This is a genomic window from Chloroflexota bacterium, assembly GCA_013152435.1.
Taxonomy (GTDB): Bacteria; Chloroflexota; Anaerolineae; order DUEN01; family DUEN01; genus DUEN01.
The window spans coordinates 23,562-41,424 of the sequence record JAADGJ010000120.1; the positions used below are offsets into that span (position 1 = coordinate 23,562).

General features: G+C 64.4%; 20 protein-coding genes. 2 read left to right on the forward strand and 18 right to left on the reverse strand.

Going from position 1 to position 17,863, the window contains the following annotated elements:
* Window positions 1-126: 126 nt before the first annotated feature.
* The 3 genes from GXP39_17305 to GXP39_17315 all read right to left on the reverse strand — a co-directional run bounded on the left by GXP39_17305 (window position 127) and on the right by GXP39_17315 (window position 3,796).
* Complete coding sequence (locus tag GXP39_17305; GenBank protein NOZ29787.1) at window positions 127-1,443, reverse strand: MFS transporter; 1,317 nt, start codon at window positions 1,441-1,443, stop codon at window positions 127-129.
* Window positions 1,433-2,605 carry an aminotransferase class V-fold PLP-dependent enzyme gene (locus GXP39_17310; GenBank protein NOZ29788.1) on the reverse strand — a complete coding sequence of 391 codons (1,173 nt, stop codon included), beginning with the start codon at window positions 2,603-2,605 and terminating at the stop codon, window positions 1,433-1,435. Before GXP39_17310 ends, GXP39_17305 begins: the two co-directional genes overlap by 11 nt.
* A 120-nt stretch (window positions 2,606-2,725) precedes the next feature.
* A complete protein-coding gene (locus GXP39_17315) occupies window positions 2,726-3,796 on the reverse strand; it encodes a Gfo/Idh/MocA family oxidoreductase (GenBank protein NOZ29789.1) in 1,071 nt (356 codons plus the stop codon).
* Between the two features lie 89 nt (window positions 3,797-3,885).
* On the opposite strand from GXP39_17315, the gene GXP39_17320 reads away from it, so the two are divergent.
* Window positions 3,886-4,548 (forward strand): methyltransferase domain-containing protein, encoded by a 663-nt coding sequence (locus GXP39_17320; protein NOZ29790.1) that lies wholly within the window; start codon window positions 3,886-3,888, stop codon window positions 4,546-4,548.
* A 9-nt stretch (window positions 4,549-4,557) separates the two neighbouring features.
* On the opposite strand, the gene melA is transcribed toward GXP39_17320, so the two are convergent.
* The 13 genes from melA to GXP39_17385 form a co-directional block, all read right to left on the reverse strand.
* A complete protein-coding gene (melA, locus tag GXP39_17325; protein ID NOZ29791.1) occupies window positions 4,558-5,886 on the reverse strand; it encodes an alpha-galactosidase in 1,329 nt (442 codons plus the stop codon).
* Between the two features lie 733 nt (window positions 5,887-6,619).
* On the reverse strand, window positions 6,620-6,934 hold the full coding sequence (locus GXP39_17330) for a hypothetical protein (protein ID NOZ29792.1): 315 nt from the start codon (window positions 6,932-6,934) through the stop codon (window positions 6,620-6,622).
* A gap of 102 nt (window positions 6,935-7,036) precedes the next feature.
* Complete coding sequence (locus GXP39_17335) at window positions 7,037-7,555, reverse strand: NUDIX domain-containing protein (protein NOZ29793.1); 519 nt, start codon at window positions 7,553-7,555, stop codon at window positions 7,037-7,039.
* Between the two features lie 41 nt (window positions 7,556-7,596).
* Window positions 7,597-8,259 carry an NUDIX domain-containing protein gene (locus tag GXP39_17340; GenBank protein ID NOZ29794.1) on the reverse strand — a complete coding sequence of 221 codons (663 nt, stop codon included), beginning with the start codon at window positions 8,257-8,259 and terminating at the stop codon, window positions 7,597-7,599.
* A 10-nt stretch (window positions 8,260-8,269) separates the two neighbouring features.
* The gene (locus GXP39_17345) at window positions 8,270-8,557 is read right to left on the reverse strand and encodes an acylphosphatase (protein NOZ29795.1); all 288 of its coding nucleotides are present in this window, start codon (window positions 8,555-8,557) and stop codon (window positions 8,270-8,272) included.
* Window positions 8,558-8,657: 100 nt separating this feature from the next.
* The gene (locus GXP39_17350) at window positions 8,658-8,945 is read right to left on the reverse strand and encodes a GYD domain-containing protein (protein ID NOZ29796.1); all 288 of its coding nucleotides are present in this window, start codon (window positions 8,943-8,945) and stop codon (window positions 8,658-8,660) included.
* Between the two features lie 190 nt (window positions 8,946-9,135).
* The gene (locus GXP39_17355) at window positions 9,136-9,651 is read right to left on the reverse strand and encodes a nitroreductase (GenBank protein NOZ29797.1); all 516 of its coding nucleotides are present in this window, start codon (window positions 9,649-9,651) and stop codon (window positions 9,136-9,138) included.
* Between the two features lie 43 nt (window positions 9,652-9,694).
* Window positions 9,695-10,177, reverse strand: a complete 483-nt coding sequence (locus GXP39_17360) for a hypothetical protein (GenBank protein NOZ29798.1) — start codon at window positions 10,175-10,177, stop codon at window positions 9,695-9,697.
* A 321-nt stretch (window positions 10,178-10,498) separates the two neighbouring features.
* Entirely contained in the window at window positions 10,499-11,503 is a 1,005-nt protein-coding gene (locus GXP39_17365) for a peptidoglycan DD-metalloendopeptidase family protein (protein ID NOZ29799.1), read from the reverse strand.
* A gap of 246 nt (window positions 11,504-11,749) precedes the next feature.
* Window positions 11,750-12,484: an ABC transporter ATP-binding protein gene (locus tag GXP39_17370; protein ID NOZ29800.1), complete on the reverse strand. Its 735-nt coding sequence runs from the start codon at window positions 12,482-12,484 to the stop codon at window positions 11,750-11,752.
* Between the two features lie 13 nt (window positions 12,485-12,497).
* Window positions 12,498-13,289: a cobalt ECF transporter T component CbiQ gene (cbiQ, locus tag GXP39_17375; GenBank protein ID NOZ29801.1), complete on the reverse strand. Its 792-nt coding sequence runs from the start codon at window positions 13,287-13,289 to the stop codon at window positions 12,498-12,500.
* A gap of 7 nt (window positions 13,290-13,296) precedes the next feature.
* Entirely contained in the window at window positions 13,297-14,250 is a 954-nt protein-coding gene (locus GXP39_17380) for a cobalamin biosynthesis protein CbiM (protein NOZ29802.1), read from the reverse strand.
* Window positions 14,251-14,349: 99 nt separating this feature from the next.
* Window positions 14,350-14,784: a transcriptional repressor gene (locus GXP39_17385; GenBank protein NOZ29803.1), complete on the reverse strand. Its 435-nt coding sequence runs from the start codon at window positions 14,782-14,784 to the stop codon at window positions 14,350-14,352.
* A gap of 193 nt (window positions 14,785-14,977) precedes the next feature.
* Here GXP39_17385 and GXP39_17390 point away from each other — a divergent pair, with 193 nt between their 5' ends.
* Window positions 14,978-15,724, forward strand: coding sequence for a GlcNAc-PI de-N-acetylase (locus GXP39_17390; protein ID NOZ29804.1), 747 nt, complete (start codon window positions 14,978-14,980; stop codon window positions 15,722-15,724).
* Window positions 15,725-15,817: 93 nt separating this feature from the next.
* Here the strand turns inward: GXP39_17390 and GXP39_17395 are convergent, their stop codons facing one another.
* Both GXP39_17395 and GXP39_17400 read right to left on the reverse strand, forming a co-directional pair.
* Entirely contained in the window at window positions 15,818-16,666 is an 849-nt protein-coding gene (locus GXP39_17395; GenBank protein NOZ29805.1) for an ABC transporter permease, read from the reverse strand.
* Window positions 16,656-17,642 (reverse strand): ABC transporter permease, encoded by a 987-nt coding sequence (locus GXP39_17400; protein NOZ29806.1) that lies wholly within the window; start codon window positions 17,640-17,642, stop codon window positions 16,656-16,658. Before GXP39_17400 ends, GXP39_17395 begins: the two co-directional genes overlap by 11 nt.
* Window positions 17,643-17,863: the final 221 nt, after the last annotated feature.

Sequence of the window (17,863 nt, forward strand, 5' to 3'; positions counted from 1 at the left end):
AGATCTGGCCAGACGCAAACCGTCCTGGGGCAGACGAAAGTGGGTGGCTCTCATGGGAGCCACCCACTTTCGGTCGGTGAGAGGCGGGAAAGGCTCTCACATCCCATGACCTGCGGGCAGAGGCCCTCAGGCGCTCGCTTGATGGGACCGCGCCACGTCATGGGTCTCCGGCAGGCCAAGGGCGAACAGCAACGCGACCCAGGGCAGAAAGATGATCACCCGAAACACGGAGCCGATCCCCCACAGGTCGGCCGCGGCGCCGAACAGGATGCTGAACGCCCCGGTAGCGATGAGGCCCACGCTCATCATCAGGCTGGTGGCCGTACTGCGGCTGTCAGGCAACAGCTCCTGAATCATGGTCAGGCCCACCGGGCCGGTGCACAGCGCGACGGCGCCGGCTATCAGGAGCCACGCCAACGCAGCCCAGCCAGCGCTGGAGAGGAAGGCATAAAGCAACGGCGGTGTGAGCGCGGCCGAGGCCATCAGGACCGTCCTGCGTCCCCAACGATCCGAGAGGGTGCCGCCGGAGAGCGCTCCCAACGCCCCCGCCAGCTCGAAGGTGGAGACGGCGGTGCCCGCGAACAACAGCGTGTACGAGCCCTGTTGCACCAGGTAAGTCGGCAGGAATAAGATGAACACGCTGGTCGCCATGGAGCGGAGTGAGGTAAAGGCCAACAGGGCCAGGATGGCCCGCCGCTGCCGGGACAGGCTATGTCGCAACTCCTTGAACGAGATGCGATGGGCGCCCACGTGAGAGCGAGGCGTGAAACGGATCAACAACAACGATGTGATGATCGCCGGGATAGTCGCCAGCCACAGGCGGTCCAGCCCCAGCCAGCCCACCATGGTCACGGCATAAAGCGGCCCCAGCGACCTCCCCATCTCCCCGCCTGTCATGAAAAAGGACATGCCGGTACCCCAGCGTCGCCCGCTGGACTGCGTGATCATCCTCATGGCGGGGGCGTGGAACGCGCTGATGCTGAGCCCCGCCAGGATCAGCAGGGGCGGCAGCAGCCAGTAGGTAGGAACGATGCCCAATAGGCTCATGCAGACGGCGGTTACAGTGGGAGCCAGGATCACGAACAGGCGCGCGTCGGTGCGATCGGCCAGGTAGCCGATGGCCGGCTGAATGAAGGCGGAAGAGCGGAGGAACGGGACCAGAGCGCCCGCCGCCGCCAGGGAGAATCCCAGCTTGGCGGTCAACAACGGGAGCAGCGGGGCGAGGAAGGCGGGAAAGCAATCATGGATGAAATGGGCCAGGGAGATGATCCCCACCCGGGTTGCATCGAACCGGGCCACCACGGGATCACGCGCGCCATCCGCCTCCTCCTTCCCATCACGCGGCCCCTGCTGCGTCTCCCGAGGGACGGTCGGGTCTCCGCCGGCCTCCCGCCGCTTTCCGGGGGAGCGGACGTCTCTCGGCAGGGGACGCTCATACGCCATGCCGCGTCCCCTCCATGGCGAACTGGCGCAACACCTCCAGCAGACGATCGAGCTCCTCAGGCAGCGTATAGGCGTTGATGGACAGCCGCATCCATCGTCGCTCATCGTTCGATCCCACCAGGATGCGATGCTCCTGCCACAATCGCTTCCCCGGCTCATCCGGGATCGTATGCGTGAACGCGACCAACCCGGAGCTGAGCGCCGGATCCATGGGGGAGGTCACGGTCACACCCGGGATCTCGGCCAGCGCCTCCTTCACGGAGCAGGCCATCGGAGCAATGACGCGCTCGATCTCGGCGGGATCCAACGCCTGGATACGCTCGATCGCGGTCCTCAGCGCCGGATACAGCGGCCACGGCCGGGTGCTGAACTCGAACCGTCGGGCATCAGGATAGGGCTCATACATCATCTTCTCGAGGTCGTAACGCTCCGTCATGCCCCACCCCACGAAGGTGGGCTCCACCTGAGGCAATAGATCGCGCCGGATGTAGAGGAAGCCCGTGCCCAACGGGCCACAAAGCCATTTATGTCCACACGCTGCGTAGAAGTCGCAGGCCAGGGACCGCACATCCACCGGGAACTGCCCCACAGCGTGGGCGCCATCCACCATCACCAGAACACCCTTGCGGTGGCTCAGATCGCATATCTCGGCCACGGGCAGGCGCAGGCCAGTGATGCAGGAGACATGGCTGATGTGGATCAGCCGGGTGCGGGGGGTGATGAGCCGATCCAACCGATCCAGGATGAGGTCTACATCGTGCGCCAACCGCAGCAGCTTCACCACGATCCCCTGCCGGCGCGCCAGGTTGAACCAGGGGGCAGCGCCGCCGGAATGTTCCTCGTCAGTGATGATGACCTCGTCGCCCGGATGCCACGTCAATCCATTGGCAACGATATCCACCCCCTCGGAGACGTTCCGCGTCAGCGCCACCTCCTCCTCATCGGCATGGATAAGGGAGGCGGCGGCGCGCCGGGCGGCATCGAACTGCCTGAAAAAATCCTCCGTCACCTGGAAGACGAACGTCCCCTCGGCCTCGATGCGCCGATACCAGCGCACCAACTCATCGGCGACGACGGTGGGCAACGGGCCGTATGTGCCACAGTTCAGGTAAACACACCGCTGCACAGCCGGAAGGCCCGCTCGTAACGCAGCGACATCCATGATCCCCTCCAACACGACGCCGGGCATGTATCACGCCCGGCGCAAGGTTGCGCGCATGATACAACCGGAAAGAGCACGCCGGCCGAGGCCGGGCAGGTCAGAAGTGGGAGACTCGTAGTACTATAACACGCCGCGCTGGACCAGATGCGCGCGAAAGATCTCCTCGAACAGGCGGACGTCCGTGCGCGTGTCGGCCGCCGACGACCGGAACGGCTCGCCGGTCTGCAGGCAGTGAATGAAGTGTTCCGCCTCCCGCTTGTAGCTCCACGACCAGATGGGCTTGGGGATCGGCCGGGTGAATGTCTGCTCCTCCCCAGCCCGATAGACCTCCACCTCCGCCGGGACCTGCCTCAGCAACAGCGGCGGCGCCCACGTCTTCACCCATCCGTGACGGAAGTAGATCTGCGTATGTTCATCCCAGCGGTAATGCGAGATCAGTCCCGATTCGATCACCGCCCGGATGCCGGCCAGATCCAACACGACGATCCCCGTATAGCCATCGGCATCCAGATCCACCACCCGAACGGTCACCTCATCCCCGACGTCCAGGAACCAACGCAACAGGTTCACGTTGTGCGTGTACTGCTGGAGATAGCCCAGATATTGCTCCAGGTACTCGGGGGGCAGCCAATCCGGCCCCTGGGCTGGCACCTCGGGCATGGGCTCATCGCTGGTCGCCATGGGCGTATCAAGCCCACAGATCCAATCGCCGCAGAACCCATGGTTGCGGACGAAGGTGATCGCCCCCAGCTCACCGGTCTCGCGAAACCGATCGACGGTGGCCTTGACCAGCTCATTCCCGGCGTCATAGCGCTTCATGTACCCCACCATCAGCCGTCGGCCGGATCGACGCTCGGCCTCCAGGATGGCATCGGTCTGCGCCAAGGAGACGGCCATGGGTTTCTCCATGAACACGTCCTTCCCCGCCAGCAGCGCATCGCGAGCGATGCGTCCCTGCACCATGAACCCCGCCGACACGGCGATGGCGTCCACATCCGGGTCGGCCAATAGCTCCTCGTGGCTCCGATATAATCGCGGGATCCCGAACCGCCGCTGTACCTCCCGTCCTAGGTCCTGACGTATCTCCGCCAACGCGATGATCTCACAACCGGGAATCGTGCTAAAATTGGGGAGATGCACCTTCTGCGCCATGAACCCACAGCCGACGTATCCAAGACGCACGGTTCGCATAAGCGTGCCCCCTTTCGTATATCCTGATCCTCCTGGCGACCTCCCAACGCCGCCAGGGCCGGCCTTTGCCCGGCGAAAGCAGGGAAGATATGACGAAACGCTTCGACTATCAGAGCTTTTACGACCGCATCGCGGGTATATACGAGCTGGGCGCCCGGTTCTGGCTGGGGTACTCCGCCCGGGGCCTGCCCTGGCTGCCCGCGTCCGGGCGCATACTGGAGATCGGCCATGGGCCGGGATTGCTCCTCTCGCGCCTGGCCCGAGACGATCGGGTATTCGGGTTGGATCTGTCATGGGAGATGATCCGCCGGGCGCGGCGCGGGTCAGCCCGGGCGGGGATACGAGCCCTTCTGACCCAGGGCGACGCGACCCATCTCCCCTTCGCGAGCGCCTCCTTCGACGGGATCCTCATCACCTTCGCCTTCAGCGCCATCCCGGACAGGACCGGAGCCATGGCCGAGATGGCGAGGGTGCTCCGGCCATCCGGCCGGCTCGTCCTGGTAGACGCGGGAATCCCCGATGACCACAACCGGATGGCCGTCTTCCTGGCGCGCCTGTGGGAGCGGTTCGGCGATCACATGCGCGACGAGGTGCTGTTGATGCAAGCCGCGGGGCTGCGCGTGATCCACCGGGAGGAATTCGGCCCCTGGCGCTGCATGCGGGTGGTCGTGGGGGAGAAAGCGCCGGCCGCAGTGGGCGATGAGGCCCGCCACGGCCGGCCTGCCCAAAGTCCTGACGCGCTCGGCCGATGATGCCAGCGCCTACACCTCAAAATGCTTGAACTGGGGCAGGTACTCCCGGTTCTGCTGAAACATCTCGTTCACCATCTGCTTAATCTCCGCCAGCGAGAGCACGGCGGCGGTCAGCGGATCGTAGACGATGGCATGGTAGACCAGTCGGGGATCGCCGGTGAGGGCCGCCTCCACCGCCATCTCCTCGATCTGAGCGCTCAGATCGGTCAGGGCGGCGCATTGCGGCGGAAGCGGTCCGACATGCACGGCCTCGAACCCCTTGCGGCTGGCCCAGACGGGCACCTCCACACAGGCGTTCTCGGGCAGGTTCGTGATGAGCCCCGTGTTGGGCACGTTACCGTTGAACTGGAAGGGCTCTCCCCCCTGAAGGGCGTTGATGATGTAGGCCGCGTACTCGTGCCCACGCTCTAGCGAGATGGGCGTGTCCGAGGCGAACCACCTCTTCGCCTCCTCACGCCAGGTGTCCTCGCGCTCCCGGTAGCGCTTGAGGATATAGGCGTGCTCGCCGGGGTTCCACCCCGTGCCGTGCGTGCAGTACTTCTCGATCAGGTCAGGCCGCTTGCGGAACCACCAGTTGTACTCGGAGTTGTGGCCGCTGGACTCGGTCACGTAGTAATCGAGATGGAGGAACATCTCGTTGCGCACGATCTCCTCGTTGTAAATCTCCGGGTTCTCGGTGATGGCCTTGCGGATCAGCGGATACGCATCCTCCCCGTTCCATTCGAACTTCAGGTACCAGGCCATATGGTTGATCCCGGCGCAGGTATAGGTGATCTCCTCTATGGGTGCGCCGATCCAACGGGCCAGCATCATGGCCGTTCCCTGCACGCTGTGACACAGGCCGGTGAGGCGAATATGGGTCTCCCGCTGCAATGCCCGGCAGAGCATGGCCATGGGGTTGGTGTAATTGAGCATGTAAGCATCCGGACAGTAGCGCTCCATGTCCCGGGCGATATCCAACATGACCGGGATGGTCCGCAACGCCCGGAAGATGCCTGAGGGACCGCGAGTGTCGCCGATATTGATGTCCACGCCGTACTTCTCGGGGATCTCGATGTCGTAACGCCAGACGTCCGTCCCGCCCACCAGGATGGTGACCAGGACCACATCGGCATCCCGCAGGGCCTCGATCCGATCCATCGTGGCCTCGACCTTGGCCGGGTAATTCCCCATCTCCACAATGCGCCGGACCGACTTGTAGGCGAAATCCAGGCGCTCGGCGTCGATGTCCATCAGGGTCAACGTGGCGTCCTCCAGGAGCGGGAAGGTCAGGATGTCCCTGACCAGATTGCGGGTGAACCCCAGGCTCCCGGCACCGATGAAAGCGATCTTCGTCATCGACAGCTCCTTATCAGGCATAAGATGATGCGGTCCAGGCCCCTACGCCCCCATCACGAAACGCACGCGGTAGGAAGCCCCCGCCGTAGCGCGTGCCCCGTGGCAGCGTCAGGATACATTCTATATGCTACGCGACCGAGTTGTCAACACGGTGACGGGAGTTTCATTTCAGGGGCCACGCCTCTTAAAGCTCCCCCGCATTTTCAACAAAAGGGACACACCACCGGCGTTCAGAGCCTTTTCAAAGCCCAACGTCCATACTGACATACGTGGCACCTGCAGAAACGTCGTGTTTGTATACGCCTTCTCGGTTTCCCCCAGCACACGATGTGGCCAAACGTACCCACCGCCCAACGATGAGCCCCCTTCTCCCGAGTTCGGGGAAGGGGGTCTGGGGGATGAGGGCCGTTTTTCTGTCGGTTGACGAGCAGGGGAATGACTTGCGTCGGGCAATACGCGGGGGCGTTCCTACCATCCCGATTCCCATCACTGACCCTGAAAAAGCCGGGCCACTGGGATCGCCGGAGATAGCGACTCAAACGACCTTGGCGATCCATGCCGCCGGCCGCGACCTGACCGACGAGCTAGATCGGGCGCCGCATGGGGCGCATCTGCTCATGAGGTTTTCCATCGCCGGGGTGCTGGGCCGCTCAGTCTGACGCCATATAAAAAAGTCGGGCGATGGCTTGTAGCCATCGGAGAGACACCCTGCAGCCGCAGCCCACTGCTCCAGTTACCGTCTGTAGGAGGTCGTTAAACCTCGCACACCCACCAGGCTACCCACGACCATGGCGATGATGACCCAGACCGGTATTTCATCAGAAACTGGCACCCCACCTGAGTCAGCCAAGACCGGTGTGGCCCACAGCGTCACCGAAAGGATAGCCACGGCAATCGCGAGGACAATGGCCCACCACGGAATGCCCATCTGGCGTTTCTCCGCGGATTCGAGCCTACCGGTCAGTTGTAGAACCTGATCCTGAACAGCCATTTTGTCCCCCCATGCCGTGCCTTCGCCCGCATTGTCGCGTAAAGGGATCCGGATCACAATAGGACTTCCGGGGGAGTCCGCAACGGCCGGCGAGCCAATACAAAAGCGCCGGGAGCTCCCGGCGCCTTCATAGATCGGCCCCTTCGCTGCAGACCCCCACTACCCTTCGCCCGCCCATTCGATCACCAGCCGGTCGTTCTCATCATAGTGGTAACGGCCGAACAACGGCGGAGCACCCGGCCCCATCGACAGGACCCGAGGCAGCAGATCCGTCAGATCCTCGACCAAGTCATACTCCAACACGCGATCCCGCGGCACCCACTCCAGCGTCCCCTCCTCCGACGGGCGGACCGCCCGGCCCAGCGCCCGAGCAGTGAACACGAAGAACAGGATGCCGAGCTGCGGATCGCCCGCATCCACGTGGACCACGGCGCGCAGCCGGACATCCTCCACCGCCACCCCCGTCTCCTCCTCGATCTCCCGGAGCGCCGCGGAGAGCACATCCTCGCCGCGCTCGATATGCCCCCCCACGCCATTGTACCGGTTCGGCCAGAGGCGCTTGTTCGGCCCGCCCCGCAACAGGAGCACATCATCCCCATGCGTGATGAAGCAAAGCGTGCGGGGGACCACCTGGTAACGGCGCCGGCTCTTCTCAACCCCTTGATCCTGTTTCCCCATCGTCCCTCATCACCCCTGCATTCAGACGGCCCATCCCCCTCTCAAGGGAGACGGCCCCGATCGTCTTGTCCATCCTCTCCCTGCCGGGCGAGCCACGCGGCGAAGAAGCGAGCCGTGCCCAGAGGCCGCAGCACGACGTCACGAGGGATGGGAGACGCCTCCCACAACCGGGCACCCTCCGCCAGCAGGCGGTCCAATCCGACCGGTCGGACCCAGGTGTCCGCCACCTGATCCGCGGACAGTCCGATCAACGCCGGGATCTCCGCGCCCGGCGCCGGCGTGGAGACGGCCCTGGCCCGGAAGACGAGCCCCAGGAAGGGGATCTCCACCTCGCCAGGCCCGCGCCGATCGGGCAGGCGGAAGCGATCTCGCCAAAGGAGCCAGGGCCGCACCGGCTCCTCCCAGACGAGATCGAGCGGGCGCAGACGGCCATCCGACAGGCACTCGCAGGTCTGTCCCGCGTCCATCAGCTCGATGCGACACCTCGCCTCCTCCTGCGCCTCCCGGATCACCGTCTCCATCCAGGTCTCGCCCGGGTCCTGGTGGCCGCCGATGCCGATATAGTGCAGCGTCCAGCGCTCGCCCGTCCGATTCCACTGGAAGCGCGGCTCGATGCCGAACACGTAACGGCCATCATACTCCAGGATCAAGCCCGAGGTGACGTGCCCGCCCGGCTCCACCCAATCCGCCAAACGAGAGGGCATCCCCATATCCTCAATAGCTGCTCGTCGTGATGTAAAAGTCCTTGTACTTGCCGCTGGGCCGCTCGTATCGCACTTCCACGTTCTCCACCGCGGCCTCCTCCGGGCCACGCCAGCACCACCGGATCATGTGCTCGATATCCTGTGGATCTCCCTCGAACACGGCCTCCACCCGGCCGTCCCACAGGTTTCGCACCCATCCGGTCAATCCCAGCTTCCGGGCCATACGCTGCGTCTCGGCCCGGAAGAACACCCCTTGCACATGACCGGAGATGTATACATGCGCTCGCGCCGCGGGCATCATGGGACCTCTCCTCGCGACGGTTCGCCGGCCGAGCAGGCGCAATAAGCCCCGCCCAAGCCGGCGAATGACTCCCGCCATGATGGCACCCCGATCGAGCTTACTGCTTCAGGCGCTCGATGAAATCCTCGATGGGAATCGCCGTCATGGTCATCAACTTGATGCTCCCCCGGGAGGCCATCTCGGCGGATACCCGGGCGACGGTCTCGTTGTCGGGCGCCTCGACGATGTTCACGAAGTCATACGGGCCCAACGTGGCGTACTGGGCGATCACCCTGACCCCCAGCGCCTCCAACTCCTTGTTGACCTCCAGGATGCGCTCCGGATTCCGCTTGATGGTCTTGGCCCCCTCATCGGTGAGGTTGCTCAACATCACATAGGTGCCCATGATCTCCTCCTATAGGCCCCGAGGCCCTCGCTCATTCCACCATGCCCAACGTCCGGGGGAAAAAAACCGCCGCTCCCGCCGTGGGGAGGCCCGGAGGGGCTTCACTTCCGACGAAACCTTTCTTCCGCCCTACACCTCCCCTTGTGGAGCGATAGCCGAGGCACGCCCTGAGGCAGCCCCAGACGCTCGATCACAACTCCCGCACCAGATCGCTCAACGGGCGACGAGGAGTGGGCGCAGGGGATTCGGCAGGGTACCCTACCGGCAAGATGGCGACGGGATGCAGCCCGTCCGGCAGACCCAGGACCCGGATCACCGAGTCGTCATGGAAAGCGCCCACCCACACGGTGCCCAGCCCCAGAGCGACGGCGGCCAACTGCGCGTAAGCGCAGGCGATGGTCGCGTCCTGCACGCAGTACAGTCGTTCCCCGCGCTGTCCATACTTACGGGCAGAGCGAGCAGCGTCGGTGCAGAAGACCAACACCACAGGAGCCTGCGCCACATACGCCTGGTTGTAGCTGGCCTCCGATAGCGCCCGTCGCAGCGCGGCGTCACGCACCACGAAGACCTGATAGGCCTGCAAGTTTCCGGCGGAGGGCGCCGCGTTGACGGCCTCCAGGATGCGCTGCAACGCATCCTCCGGCACCGGCCGGTCCTGGTATGCGCGAATGGAACGGCGTTGTCGTATGCATTCGAAGATATCCATGTCCTCTCTCCGCGTGGATCTCCAGGCTCAATCGCTGGGCGTCTCACATCTTATAACCGATCTGACGAAGGAGATTCTTGCGCCAGGTCACGTCCTCTTCCGTCTCGACTCCCTTGGTCTTGATCCCATCGATCACCCCGAGGATGCCGCGTCCCTGCTCGGTCTCGGCGATGATCACCTCGACGGGATTGGCGGTGGCGCAGAAGATACGACACACCTCGGGCACCATCTTGATGGCGTTCAGAACGTTGATGGGATAGAAGTTACGCATGAAGATGATGAAGCTATGCCCGGCGGAGAGGGCCAGGGCGTTCTTCTTGGCCAGCTCCACCAGTTCCTCATCGGTGCCCGCGGCGCGCACCAGCGCGGGGCCGGATGACTCACAAAACGCCAGGCCAAACTGGGCGCCGGGGACCGTGCCCACGATGGCCTCGTAGATGTCCTCCACGGTCTTGATGAAGTGGCTTTGTCCCAGGATGAAGTTCATGTCGTCCGGCTTCTCGATGCGTACGGTCTTCAGTTCCATGGCCTCCTCCTGTGAGAACAAGATACGCTCGGTTAAGCCTCCACGTCCGAACGCGGGCAACAAACGGCCCACTCAATTCTAACATAGAAAGGAATCAGGTGGGAACCAGATGCGGAGAACGGCAGTGCATCCTTTTCGTTGGAAATACAACGGGGAGCTTTAGAGCGTGTCTGAAAATTTACCGGCACGATGTTCTGAGGGGGTCTCCCTCAACGACCAGCTCCACAGGGGGAGGTGTGGAGGGAACCTCCCCTCCACGGAAATCCCACTTTCCCGGCCTGTACCTGCCTTCCTCATTTTTCAGACACACTCTTAGCGGGTCTATGGCTCGGGCGGGAGATAATCCAGCGGGTTCACCCGCTTTCCGTTCACCCGGATCTCAAAGTGGACATGCGGCCCCGTGCTGCGACCGGTGCTGCCCACCTCGCCGATGAGCTGCCCGCGCTTCACCCGATCCCCTTCATGTACCCAGGCGCCCTTCAAATGGCTGTAGAGGGTCACCAGGCCATCGCCGTGATGAATGATGACAGTGTATCCATAGCCAGTCCTGGCCCAGGCGGCATGGGTGACCACCCCGCCGAGCGCGGCATACACCGGCGCGCCGTAGATCGATCCGATGTCGATCGCCCGATGCCGGGCGGAGTATCCCTGCGTCAGGCGCCCCACCAGCGGCCAGGCGAACGCATAGCCCGGCGCCGGGCTCGGTTTGCGCAGCCAACGGGTGAGATCCTTCCGTCCGTTGGGGATGAACAATCGCTGGCCGGGGACGAGCTCGTAGGGCTCGCTCAGGCGGTTCAACGGCTCGGCCGTGATATCCACCGGCGCCACCCCCCACGCCTTGGCGATGGACTCCAGCGTATCGCCGGGCCGAACCGTGTATAGCGCCCCTCGACGCGGCGGGATCAAGATCTCCTGCCCCGCCCAGATACGATCCGGATTGCGCTCGATCTCCGGGTTGCACCAGCGCAACGTGTCCACATCCAGGCCGAACTTATGCGCGACGCTCCACAGCGTGTCGCCGGGCTGAAGGGTGTACGTGATGATCTTGCGACGCGCGGCCGCCCCCAACGCCTCCTGAAGCTTCGGTCCCCGGGACAGCGACAGGAGATCATCCACGGGGAACGAGCCGGAGCGTCCCATCACCTCACTCGCCTCCGCACGCGAGCGCGGCGCGCCCGCGCTCGCCAGGGAGGCTCCACCTCCCACCGGCGTCTCCGTAAACGGCGCCATGGCCGCGCTCGTCGGGACAGGCGCGATCAAAGACGCACACAGCCCGGCGATGACGAGCAGGCTTATCCGCCACAGGACACGATAGGATCGACGCACCGATTCGCTCCTTCGGCCCGAAGGCCCAACCCTACGCGGCATCCTACCACATGCACGTGAGCGAAGCAAAACCCCTCAGGGCGGTAACTGCACAGAGTTACAGAAACGATCAGAGGAACCCTATGAGAGCATAACGGGCCAGGCTCCCACGCCCGGCTCGTGACAGCATGGGAGCCGCCACCGCATGGTGGATCAACCTGACCTTACCCGCAACTTCCCCATGACCGACACCGTTGTGAACAGGTCTCAGGGCGCCTCCAGGCCATGTCGCTCCAGCAACGCCGTATCCGCCAGCAGCTCCGCTGTCGGCCCGTCCGCCATCACCCGGCCCTCGTCCAGGATGACCATGCGCGGGAACAGGTCCCGCACCAGGTGCATGTCGTGCGTGGAGACCAGCATGGTGATGGGCAACGAGCGCAACAGGTTGATGAGCCCCCGCCGGGCTCTCGGATCCAGCCCGGCCGACGGCTCGTCCAGCACCAGGATGCGGGGATCCATGGACAGCACCGTGGCGATGGCGATCCGCTTGCGCTCCCCCATGCTCAGATGATGGGTGATCCGATCGTCAAACCCCTCCATGCCCACCAACGCCAGCGCCCGCCGCACGCGCTCCCGCACCTCCGCCTCCGCGTATCCCATGTGTAGCGGGCCGAAAGCCACGTCCTCGAACACCGTGGGGGAGAAGAGCTGGTCGTCCGGGTTCTGAAAGACCAGCCCCACCCGGGCGCGAATGCGTCCCAGGTTCTCGTCATTGACCTCCATCCCATCCACCCATATCCGACCGCGAGGGCTGCGCAGGATGCCGTTCAGATGCAACATCAGCGTGGACTTCCCCGCGCCGTTCGGCCCCACCAACGCCACCTTCTCGCCTTCGTGAATGGAAAGTGTAACGCCATACAGCGCCTGCCGCCCGTCCGGGTACGTGAAGTCCAGATCCTCGATGCGGATCACCGGTTTGCGCCCGTTCTCTCGCGTCACCATCGCTTTTCCCGCCTCATCGATACGCCCATCCCTCGATCACCACCAACGCCAACACGAGCACCAGAAGCGCTACTACATCATACAAAGTCAGACGTCGCGTGTCCAATGTGCGCAGATCGCCCGCGTATCCCCGGCTGAGCATCGCCTGATACACGCGCTCGCTGCGCTCATAGCTGCGCAGGAACAGATTGCCCACCATGTGTCCGGTCACCCGCGCCCGCCAGGCGATGGGCCGGCGCACCCGGCGACCGTCCGGCTGCGCGCTGCGGGCCTCCCGGGCGCGCATCAGCCGTTGCGCCTCGTCCGCCAGCACGAATAGATAACGGTACATGAAGGAGATGATCGCCACCAGCAGCCGGGGGACGCCGAGTTGCCGCAACGCCTGCATCAGGGCCGGATAGGATGTGGTCGCGGCGAGCAGGAGCGCCATCAACACCGAGAGCCACGATTTGACCATCACGGAGAGGAAGGCGATGAGGCCCTGATCGGTGACGCGCACCTGCCAGCGCCATATCGGGAGCGTCACCAGCGCCTCGCCCGGGCGGGTGAACGCCAGCGTCACAGCGGCCAGGGCGAAGGGAAGAGCCACCAGGCCACGACGCAATAACAGCCCATGGGGAACGCGGGCCAGCGCCGTGCACCCCGCCCAGAGCAGCCATAACGCCAAAAACGCCCCCCAGCGACCGGGGGGCGTCACCGTACAGGCCAGCACAAAGGCCAGGGTACCGATGAATTTGATTCGGCCGTCCAGCCGATGGATTCGGCTGTCCAGGCCCACGTACTGATCCAGATGGCTGATATGCATACGCGCGCTAACTGGCCTCACGCCGCTGCAGCCGACGGGCCAGGAGCCAGGTCACGCCGAACATGAGCAGCGTGCCCAGCACTCCGGCCAGGATCGTCGCCAGGGCCTCATTGGAGACCCCCGGGAACAGGTAGTCGGGGATGATCTGATAGAAGGGCCCCATGGCTCGATCGATGAACCCGAAATCCTCGGCCACGCGCTCCAGCCCATCGGGCGAGGAGGAGGCCAGCGGGGAAAGCAGGGCCACCACCAGCGCGACGGCCAGCCCGATCATCGGCCAGCGACCGCTGCCCGCCTCGGCCGGTTGTAACGTCATCAGATCCGGCCGGGCAGCCGAGATGAACGCCAGCGCGCCCACCGTGATGAGCGCCTCGCCGATGCCGATCAGGACGTGGACGGTGGCCATCGCGGGCAACACGACGCCCAGGGCGATGGTGCCGGAGGCCGCCAGGGCGACGGAAACGCCAATGGCCGCCACCACCACGGACGCCCACGCGGCGAGCGCCGCGGCCACCCACTGGTGCAGATTCCGCAGCGACCGATAAATCCCGTAGCTGACCAGCGGCGCCACTACCGCCATGAACAGGATATTCGCTCCCAGGGCGATGAGCCCGCCATCCTGGAAGAACAGCGCCTGCACGGTCACCACGGCCGTCATGATCAGCATGGCCGCCCAAGGGCCGAGGAGGATGGTCGCCAACGCGGCGCCGATGAGATGTCCCGAGGTGCCGCCGGCGACCTGGAAGTTGATCATCTGGCCGGCGAAGATGAAAGCGGCCAGCACCCCCATCAGCGGCACCTGGCGCTCTCCCAACTGCTTATTCGTCTCGCGAACGGCGAACCCGAGGGCCACGGCGCTCAGGATCCAGCAGACGACGATCACCGGCAGGCTGAGGAAGCCGTCCGGGATGTGCATAGCCGCCCGCTCCAGGACCGGCGCCAACACACTGTTCCACATCATCTTCTCCACTCCTCCGAAGCGAATATGACGAGATGGCGATGAATCGCCAGGGGCGCTCCCCCGGCCGACCGGCTCAAGACCTCTCAAGCGAAGGCGGAATCAGCCCAGCTCGGCCGCACAGCGCTCGCAGAGGCCGGGGATGCTCAAATGATCCACCTCCGCCTGAAACCGGTACTCGCCGGCCAGGCGCTCCGCCAACTCCATCAGCCATGCGACGGGGACCTCAATCGTGGCACCACACTCGCGACAGACCGCATGCGCGTGCGGGCGCCGTCGCGTGGCCTCGTACTGCGCCGGGCCGTGAGCCGGTCGGAACTCCCCCACCAAGCCATGCTCCTTTAGGAACTGCAGCGACCGGTAGACGGTGGAGAGATCGACGTAAGGGTGCTGCTCCCGCACCCGCGCCCAGATCTCATCCACGGTCGCGTGGCCGGGATGATGGTACAGCGCCTCCAACACCAGCAGGCGTTGCGGCGTCAGCCGATACCCGGCCTCCCGCAAGGCCTCCGCATCCCTCTGATAGCAGCTCATCATCCCTCCCTACTCATCCGGGGTAACATCGCACCGAAGTGCGGTACGACAGCCGAGCTATCCAGCCCAACCCACTACCGCAATTATACGCACTTGCAAATATTTGTAAAATGAGGGCGTCGTTTTGACGATCCAGAGGCCATCCGGTATAGTGAACGCCTGTGACGGAAGAACCATCCCAGCAGGAGAGGATCCCATGTCCCCGAAACGTTTGCTCATGCTGGCCACCTTCGGCCTGGAGATCGTGGAGTGCGGCGGCACCTTGGCGAAACACGCCCGGGCCGGATGGGATGTCCATGCGGCCATACTGCTCTCTCGCCCTGAGGCCCAACCCCAGATCCAGCGCGCCGCCCAGATCCTGGGAGTGCAAACCCGCTTCCTGAACTTCTCCTACGGCGAGGTCCGCCCAGACCTCGCCTCCAAACAGGCCCTGGTTCGAGTGATCCGCGAGACCCGGCCGGACATCGTCATCACCCAGGACCCGGAGCACTCCTTCACCGATCTGGACCCGGACCGGCGCGAGGCGATGATCCTGTATCTGGAGGCGTTGAGCCTGGCAGGGAGGGATTTCGCGGTGGATGCGTGCGGTGGGCTTCCCCCCCACCAGGTACACAACATCTACTACATGACGCCGGAACATCCGAACTGCGTGGTGGACATCTCCGACGTGTACCACCTGAAGATGCAGGCGCTGGATGAACTGGGATACCAGCTCGCCTTCACCGCCCGGGTGCTCAAAGGCCACCTGTCAGAAGGCGCATTGCGGGCCGTCGTCCCGGACTATGAAGATGTGAAGAACGACGATCTGGCATTGGGGCGGGCACTACACCGGGAGATGGAGAGGGCCCTAGCGATCGCCCACGGGATCGCGGGCCACTCCGGCGCCGCATTGGGCGAGGCCTATCGGCACGAGGGCAGCTTCACGCTCGAATACCTGCTGTAACAGGCTGTCCTCACATCCGACGGCACGCTGCTCCTATCCCGTCGAGCATAGGGTGGCCGCGGGCACTGCCGGCGGCTACCCTCCCGCCTCACGTCAGCGCCGCAGCCTGGGATCCAGGAATTCCTCTAAAGCGAACCCGGTGAACGCGAAGCCGAGGACCGTCAGGGTGATCAGGAGCCCCGAGGGGATCACCCACCACACCCAGGCGCCGCTCAGAAAGGCGCCACGGACCTGAGCGTAGTACAGGATCGTCCCCCAGCTCTTGGCGGTTGGATCGCCCAACCCCAGGAAGCTGAGCGACGCCTCCACCAGGATGGCAGTGCTGGCGGCCAACACGAGCTGGGCCAGGCTCAACGGCAGCACCCCGGGCAGCACATGCCGAACGAGGATGCGTCGGTCCCGCGCTCCGATGGCGCGGGCGGCCTCGATGTAATCCCGCCCCCGCAGGCCCAGGGTCTGTGAGCGGATCACACGGGCCGGCCGGGCCCAGGTCAGCACCGCCATCACGATGATCAAGTTGCGGAAACTGGGCCCCAGAAAAGCGGCTAGCAGGATCATCAGCGGCAGGAAGGGGATGACCAGCACCAGGTCCACAACGCGCATGATGACGGCGTCCACCATCCGGCCGTAGTACCCGGCCACCACGCCCGCCAACGTGCCGATCAAGACGGCCAGCAGGGCGGCCAGGACCCCCACAGCCAGGGAGATCCGGGCGCCGTGCACGATCTCACTGAGAATATCCTGCCCCACATCGTTGGTCCCCAGGAGGTGCCGGGCGCTGGGCGGCTGAAACGGTCGCCCCACGCGCTCCGCGGGGTCGTATGGGCTGAGGTCATCGGCGAAGATCGCCATCAGGCCGATCAGCAACAGAACGACGATCCCTATCATGCCGACGCGACTGCGCCGCAAAACCCGCCAGGCCTCCCACACCCTATCGCCCATCGGGCACCCCTCGCCGCACCCTGGGGTCCAGGACCGGATACACGAGATCGGCCAGGATATTGCCCGCGATGACGCTGACGGTGATCAGCAGGAAAGCCGCCTGCAGCACCGGATAGTCCCGGTTCAGGACGGCCTCGTATAGCAGCCGGCCCAGCCCCGGATAGGAGAACACCGTCTCCACCACCGTCGCGCCGCTGACCACGAAGCCCAGGTTCAACATGAACACGGTGGCCACTGGCAGCAGAGCGTTTCGGATCGCGTGGCGAAACATCAGCGCCCGCTCCGCCAGCCCCTTCGCGCGGGCGACCAGGATGTAGTCCTCTCGCAGAACGCTCAGCATGGAATAGCGCGTGATGAGGAAGGTCCCCGGGACGGAGACCAGGGTCAAGGTCGCCACGGGCAACACGAGATGTTTGAGGATATCCGCCACGCGAGCCCAGCCCGCCAACTGTCGCCAGGACGTCTGCGCGCCGAAGGTCGGCAGCCAGCCCAGTTGCACGGCGAAGACGGCGATGAAGATCATCCCCACCCAGAACGCGGGGAGGGATTGCAGGAAGAGGAAGAAGGCCAGGATGCCGATGTCGGATGCTCCGCCTCGCCGCCACGCGGTGAGGACGCCGAAGAGCACCCCCAGGGCCGTGGACAGGAGGAGGCTGGTGCCGGTCAGAAGGACGGTCCAGGGCAGGCGCTCCCTCAGGATGTCGACGATGGGGCGCTTCTGCTGATAGGAGTACCCCCAATCGGCCCGCGCGAGGTCACCCAGATATCGGATGTACTGTCGCCATAGGGGTTGATCCAGGCCATGTCTGCGCAGGATCTCGGCCCGGGTCTCGGCCGGAAGCAAGGCCGCGTCCTCGCCCGCCAGAAGCGCCAGCGGATCTCCGGGCATGAGCCGGGGCAGCAGGAAGTTCAGCGAGACGGTGAGGAAGAGCACCGCCCCATATTGCCACAGCCTACGGACCAGGACCGTCGTCATATCCCTTCCTCAACGCAAGAGCGTGTCTAATCATTCACCACGAAGGCATAGAGGCACCAAGGATTGCACTGAAAACGCCTCATACTGGTTCCATAAAGCCTCTCATCGGAGAGAAAATATTTGCGTCTTCTGGAGGTTTCGCGTCTTGGTGGTTCTGCTATCTAACATCTCTCAGAGCGTGTCTGAGAAATACCATTGCTTCTGCTATGGGGAGGCTCGGA

Coding starts and splice junctions, on each gene's coding strand:
- GXP39_17305 (NOZ29787.1), bottom strand. CDS start 1,443: ATGGCGTATGAGCGTCCCCTGCCGAGAGACGTCCGCTCCCCCGGAAAG.
- GXP39_17310 (NOZ29788.1), bottom strand. CDS start 2,605: ATGGATGTCGCTGCGTTACGAGCGGGCCTTCCGGCTGTGCAGCGGTGT.
- GXP39_17315 (NOZ29789.1), bottom strand. CDS start 3,796: ATGCGAACCGTGCGTCTTGGATACGTCGGCTGTGGGTTCATGGCGCAG.
- GXP39_17320 (NOZ29790.1), top strand. CDS start 3,886: ATGACGAAACGCTTCGACTATCAGAGCTTTTACGACCGCATCGCGGGT.
- melA (NOZ29791.1), bottom strand. CDS start 5,886: ATGACGAAGATCGCTTTCATCGGTGCCGGGAGCCTGGGGTTCACCCGC.
- GXP39_17335 (NOZ29793.1), bottom strand. CDS start 7,555: ATGGGGAAACAGGATCAAGGGGTTGAGAAGAGCCGGCGCCGTTACCAG.
- GXP39_17340 (NOZ29794.1), bottom strand. CDS start 8,259: ATGCCCTCTCGTTTGGCGGATTGGGTGGAGCCGGGCGGGCACGTCACC.
- GXP39_17345 (NOZ29795.1), bottom strand. CDS start 8,557: ATGCCCGCGGCGCGAGCGCATGTATACATCTCCGGTCATGTGCAAGGG.
- GXP39_17350 (NOZ29796.1), bottom strand. CDS start 8,945: ATGGGCACCTATGTGATGTTGAGCAACCTCACCGATGAGGGGGCCAAG.
- GXP39_17355 (NOZ29797.1), bottom strand. CDS start 9,651: ATGGATATCTTCGAATGCATACGACAACGCCGTTCCATTCGCGCATAC.
- GXP39_17360 (NOZ29798.1), bottom strand. CDS start 10,177: ATGGAACTGAAGACCGTACGCATCGAGAAGCCGGACGACATGAACTTC.
- GXP39_17370 (NOZ29800.1), bottom strand. CDS start 12,484: ATGGTGACGCGAGAGAACGGGCGCAAACCGGTGATCCGCATCGAGGAT.
- cbiQ (NOZ29801.1), bottom strand. CDS start 13,289: ATGCATATCAGCCATCTGGATCAGTACGTGGGCCTGGACAGCCGAATC.
- GXP39_17380 (NOZ29802.1), bottom strand. CDS start 14,250: ATGATGTGGAACAGTGTGTTGGCGCCGGTCCTGGAGCGGGCGGCTATG.
- GXP39_17385 (NOZ29803.1), bottom strand. CDS start 14,784: ATGATGAGCTGCTATCAGAGGGATGCGGAGGCCTTGCGGGAGGCCGGG.
- GXP39_17390 (NOZ29804.1), top strand. CDS start 14,978: ATGTCCCCGAAACGTTTGCTCATGCTGGCCACCTTCGGCCTGGAGATC.
- GXP39_17395 (NOZ29805.1), bottom strand. CDS start 16,666: ATGGGCGATAGGGTGTGGGAGGCCTGGCGGGTTTTGCGGCGCAGTCGC.
- GXP39_17400 (NOZ29806.1), bottom strand. CDS start 17,642: ATGACGACGGTCCTGGTCCGTAGGCTGTGGCAATATGGGGCGGTGCTC.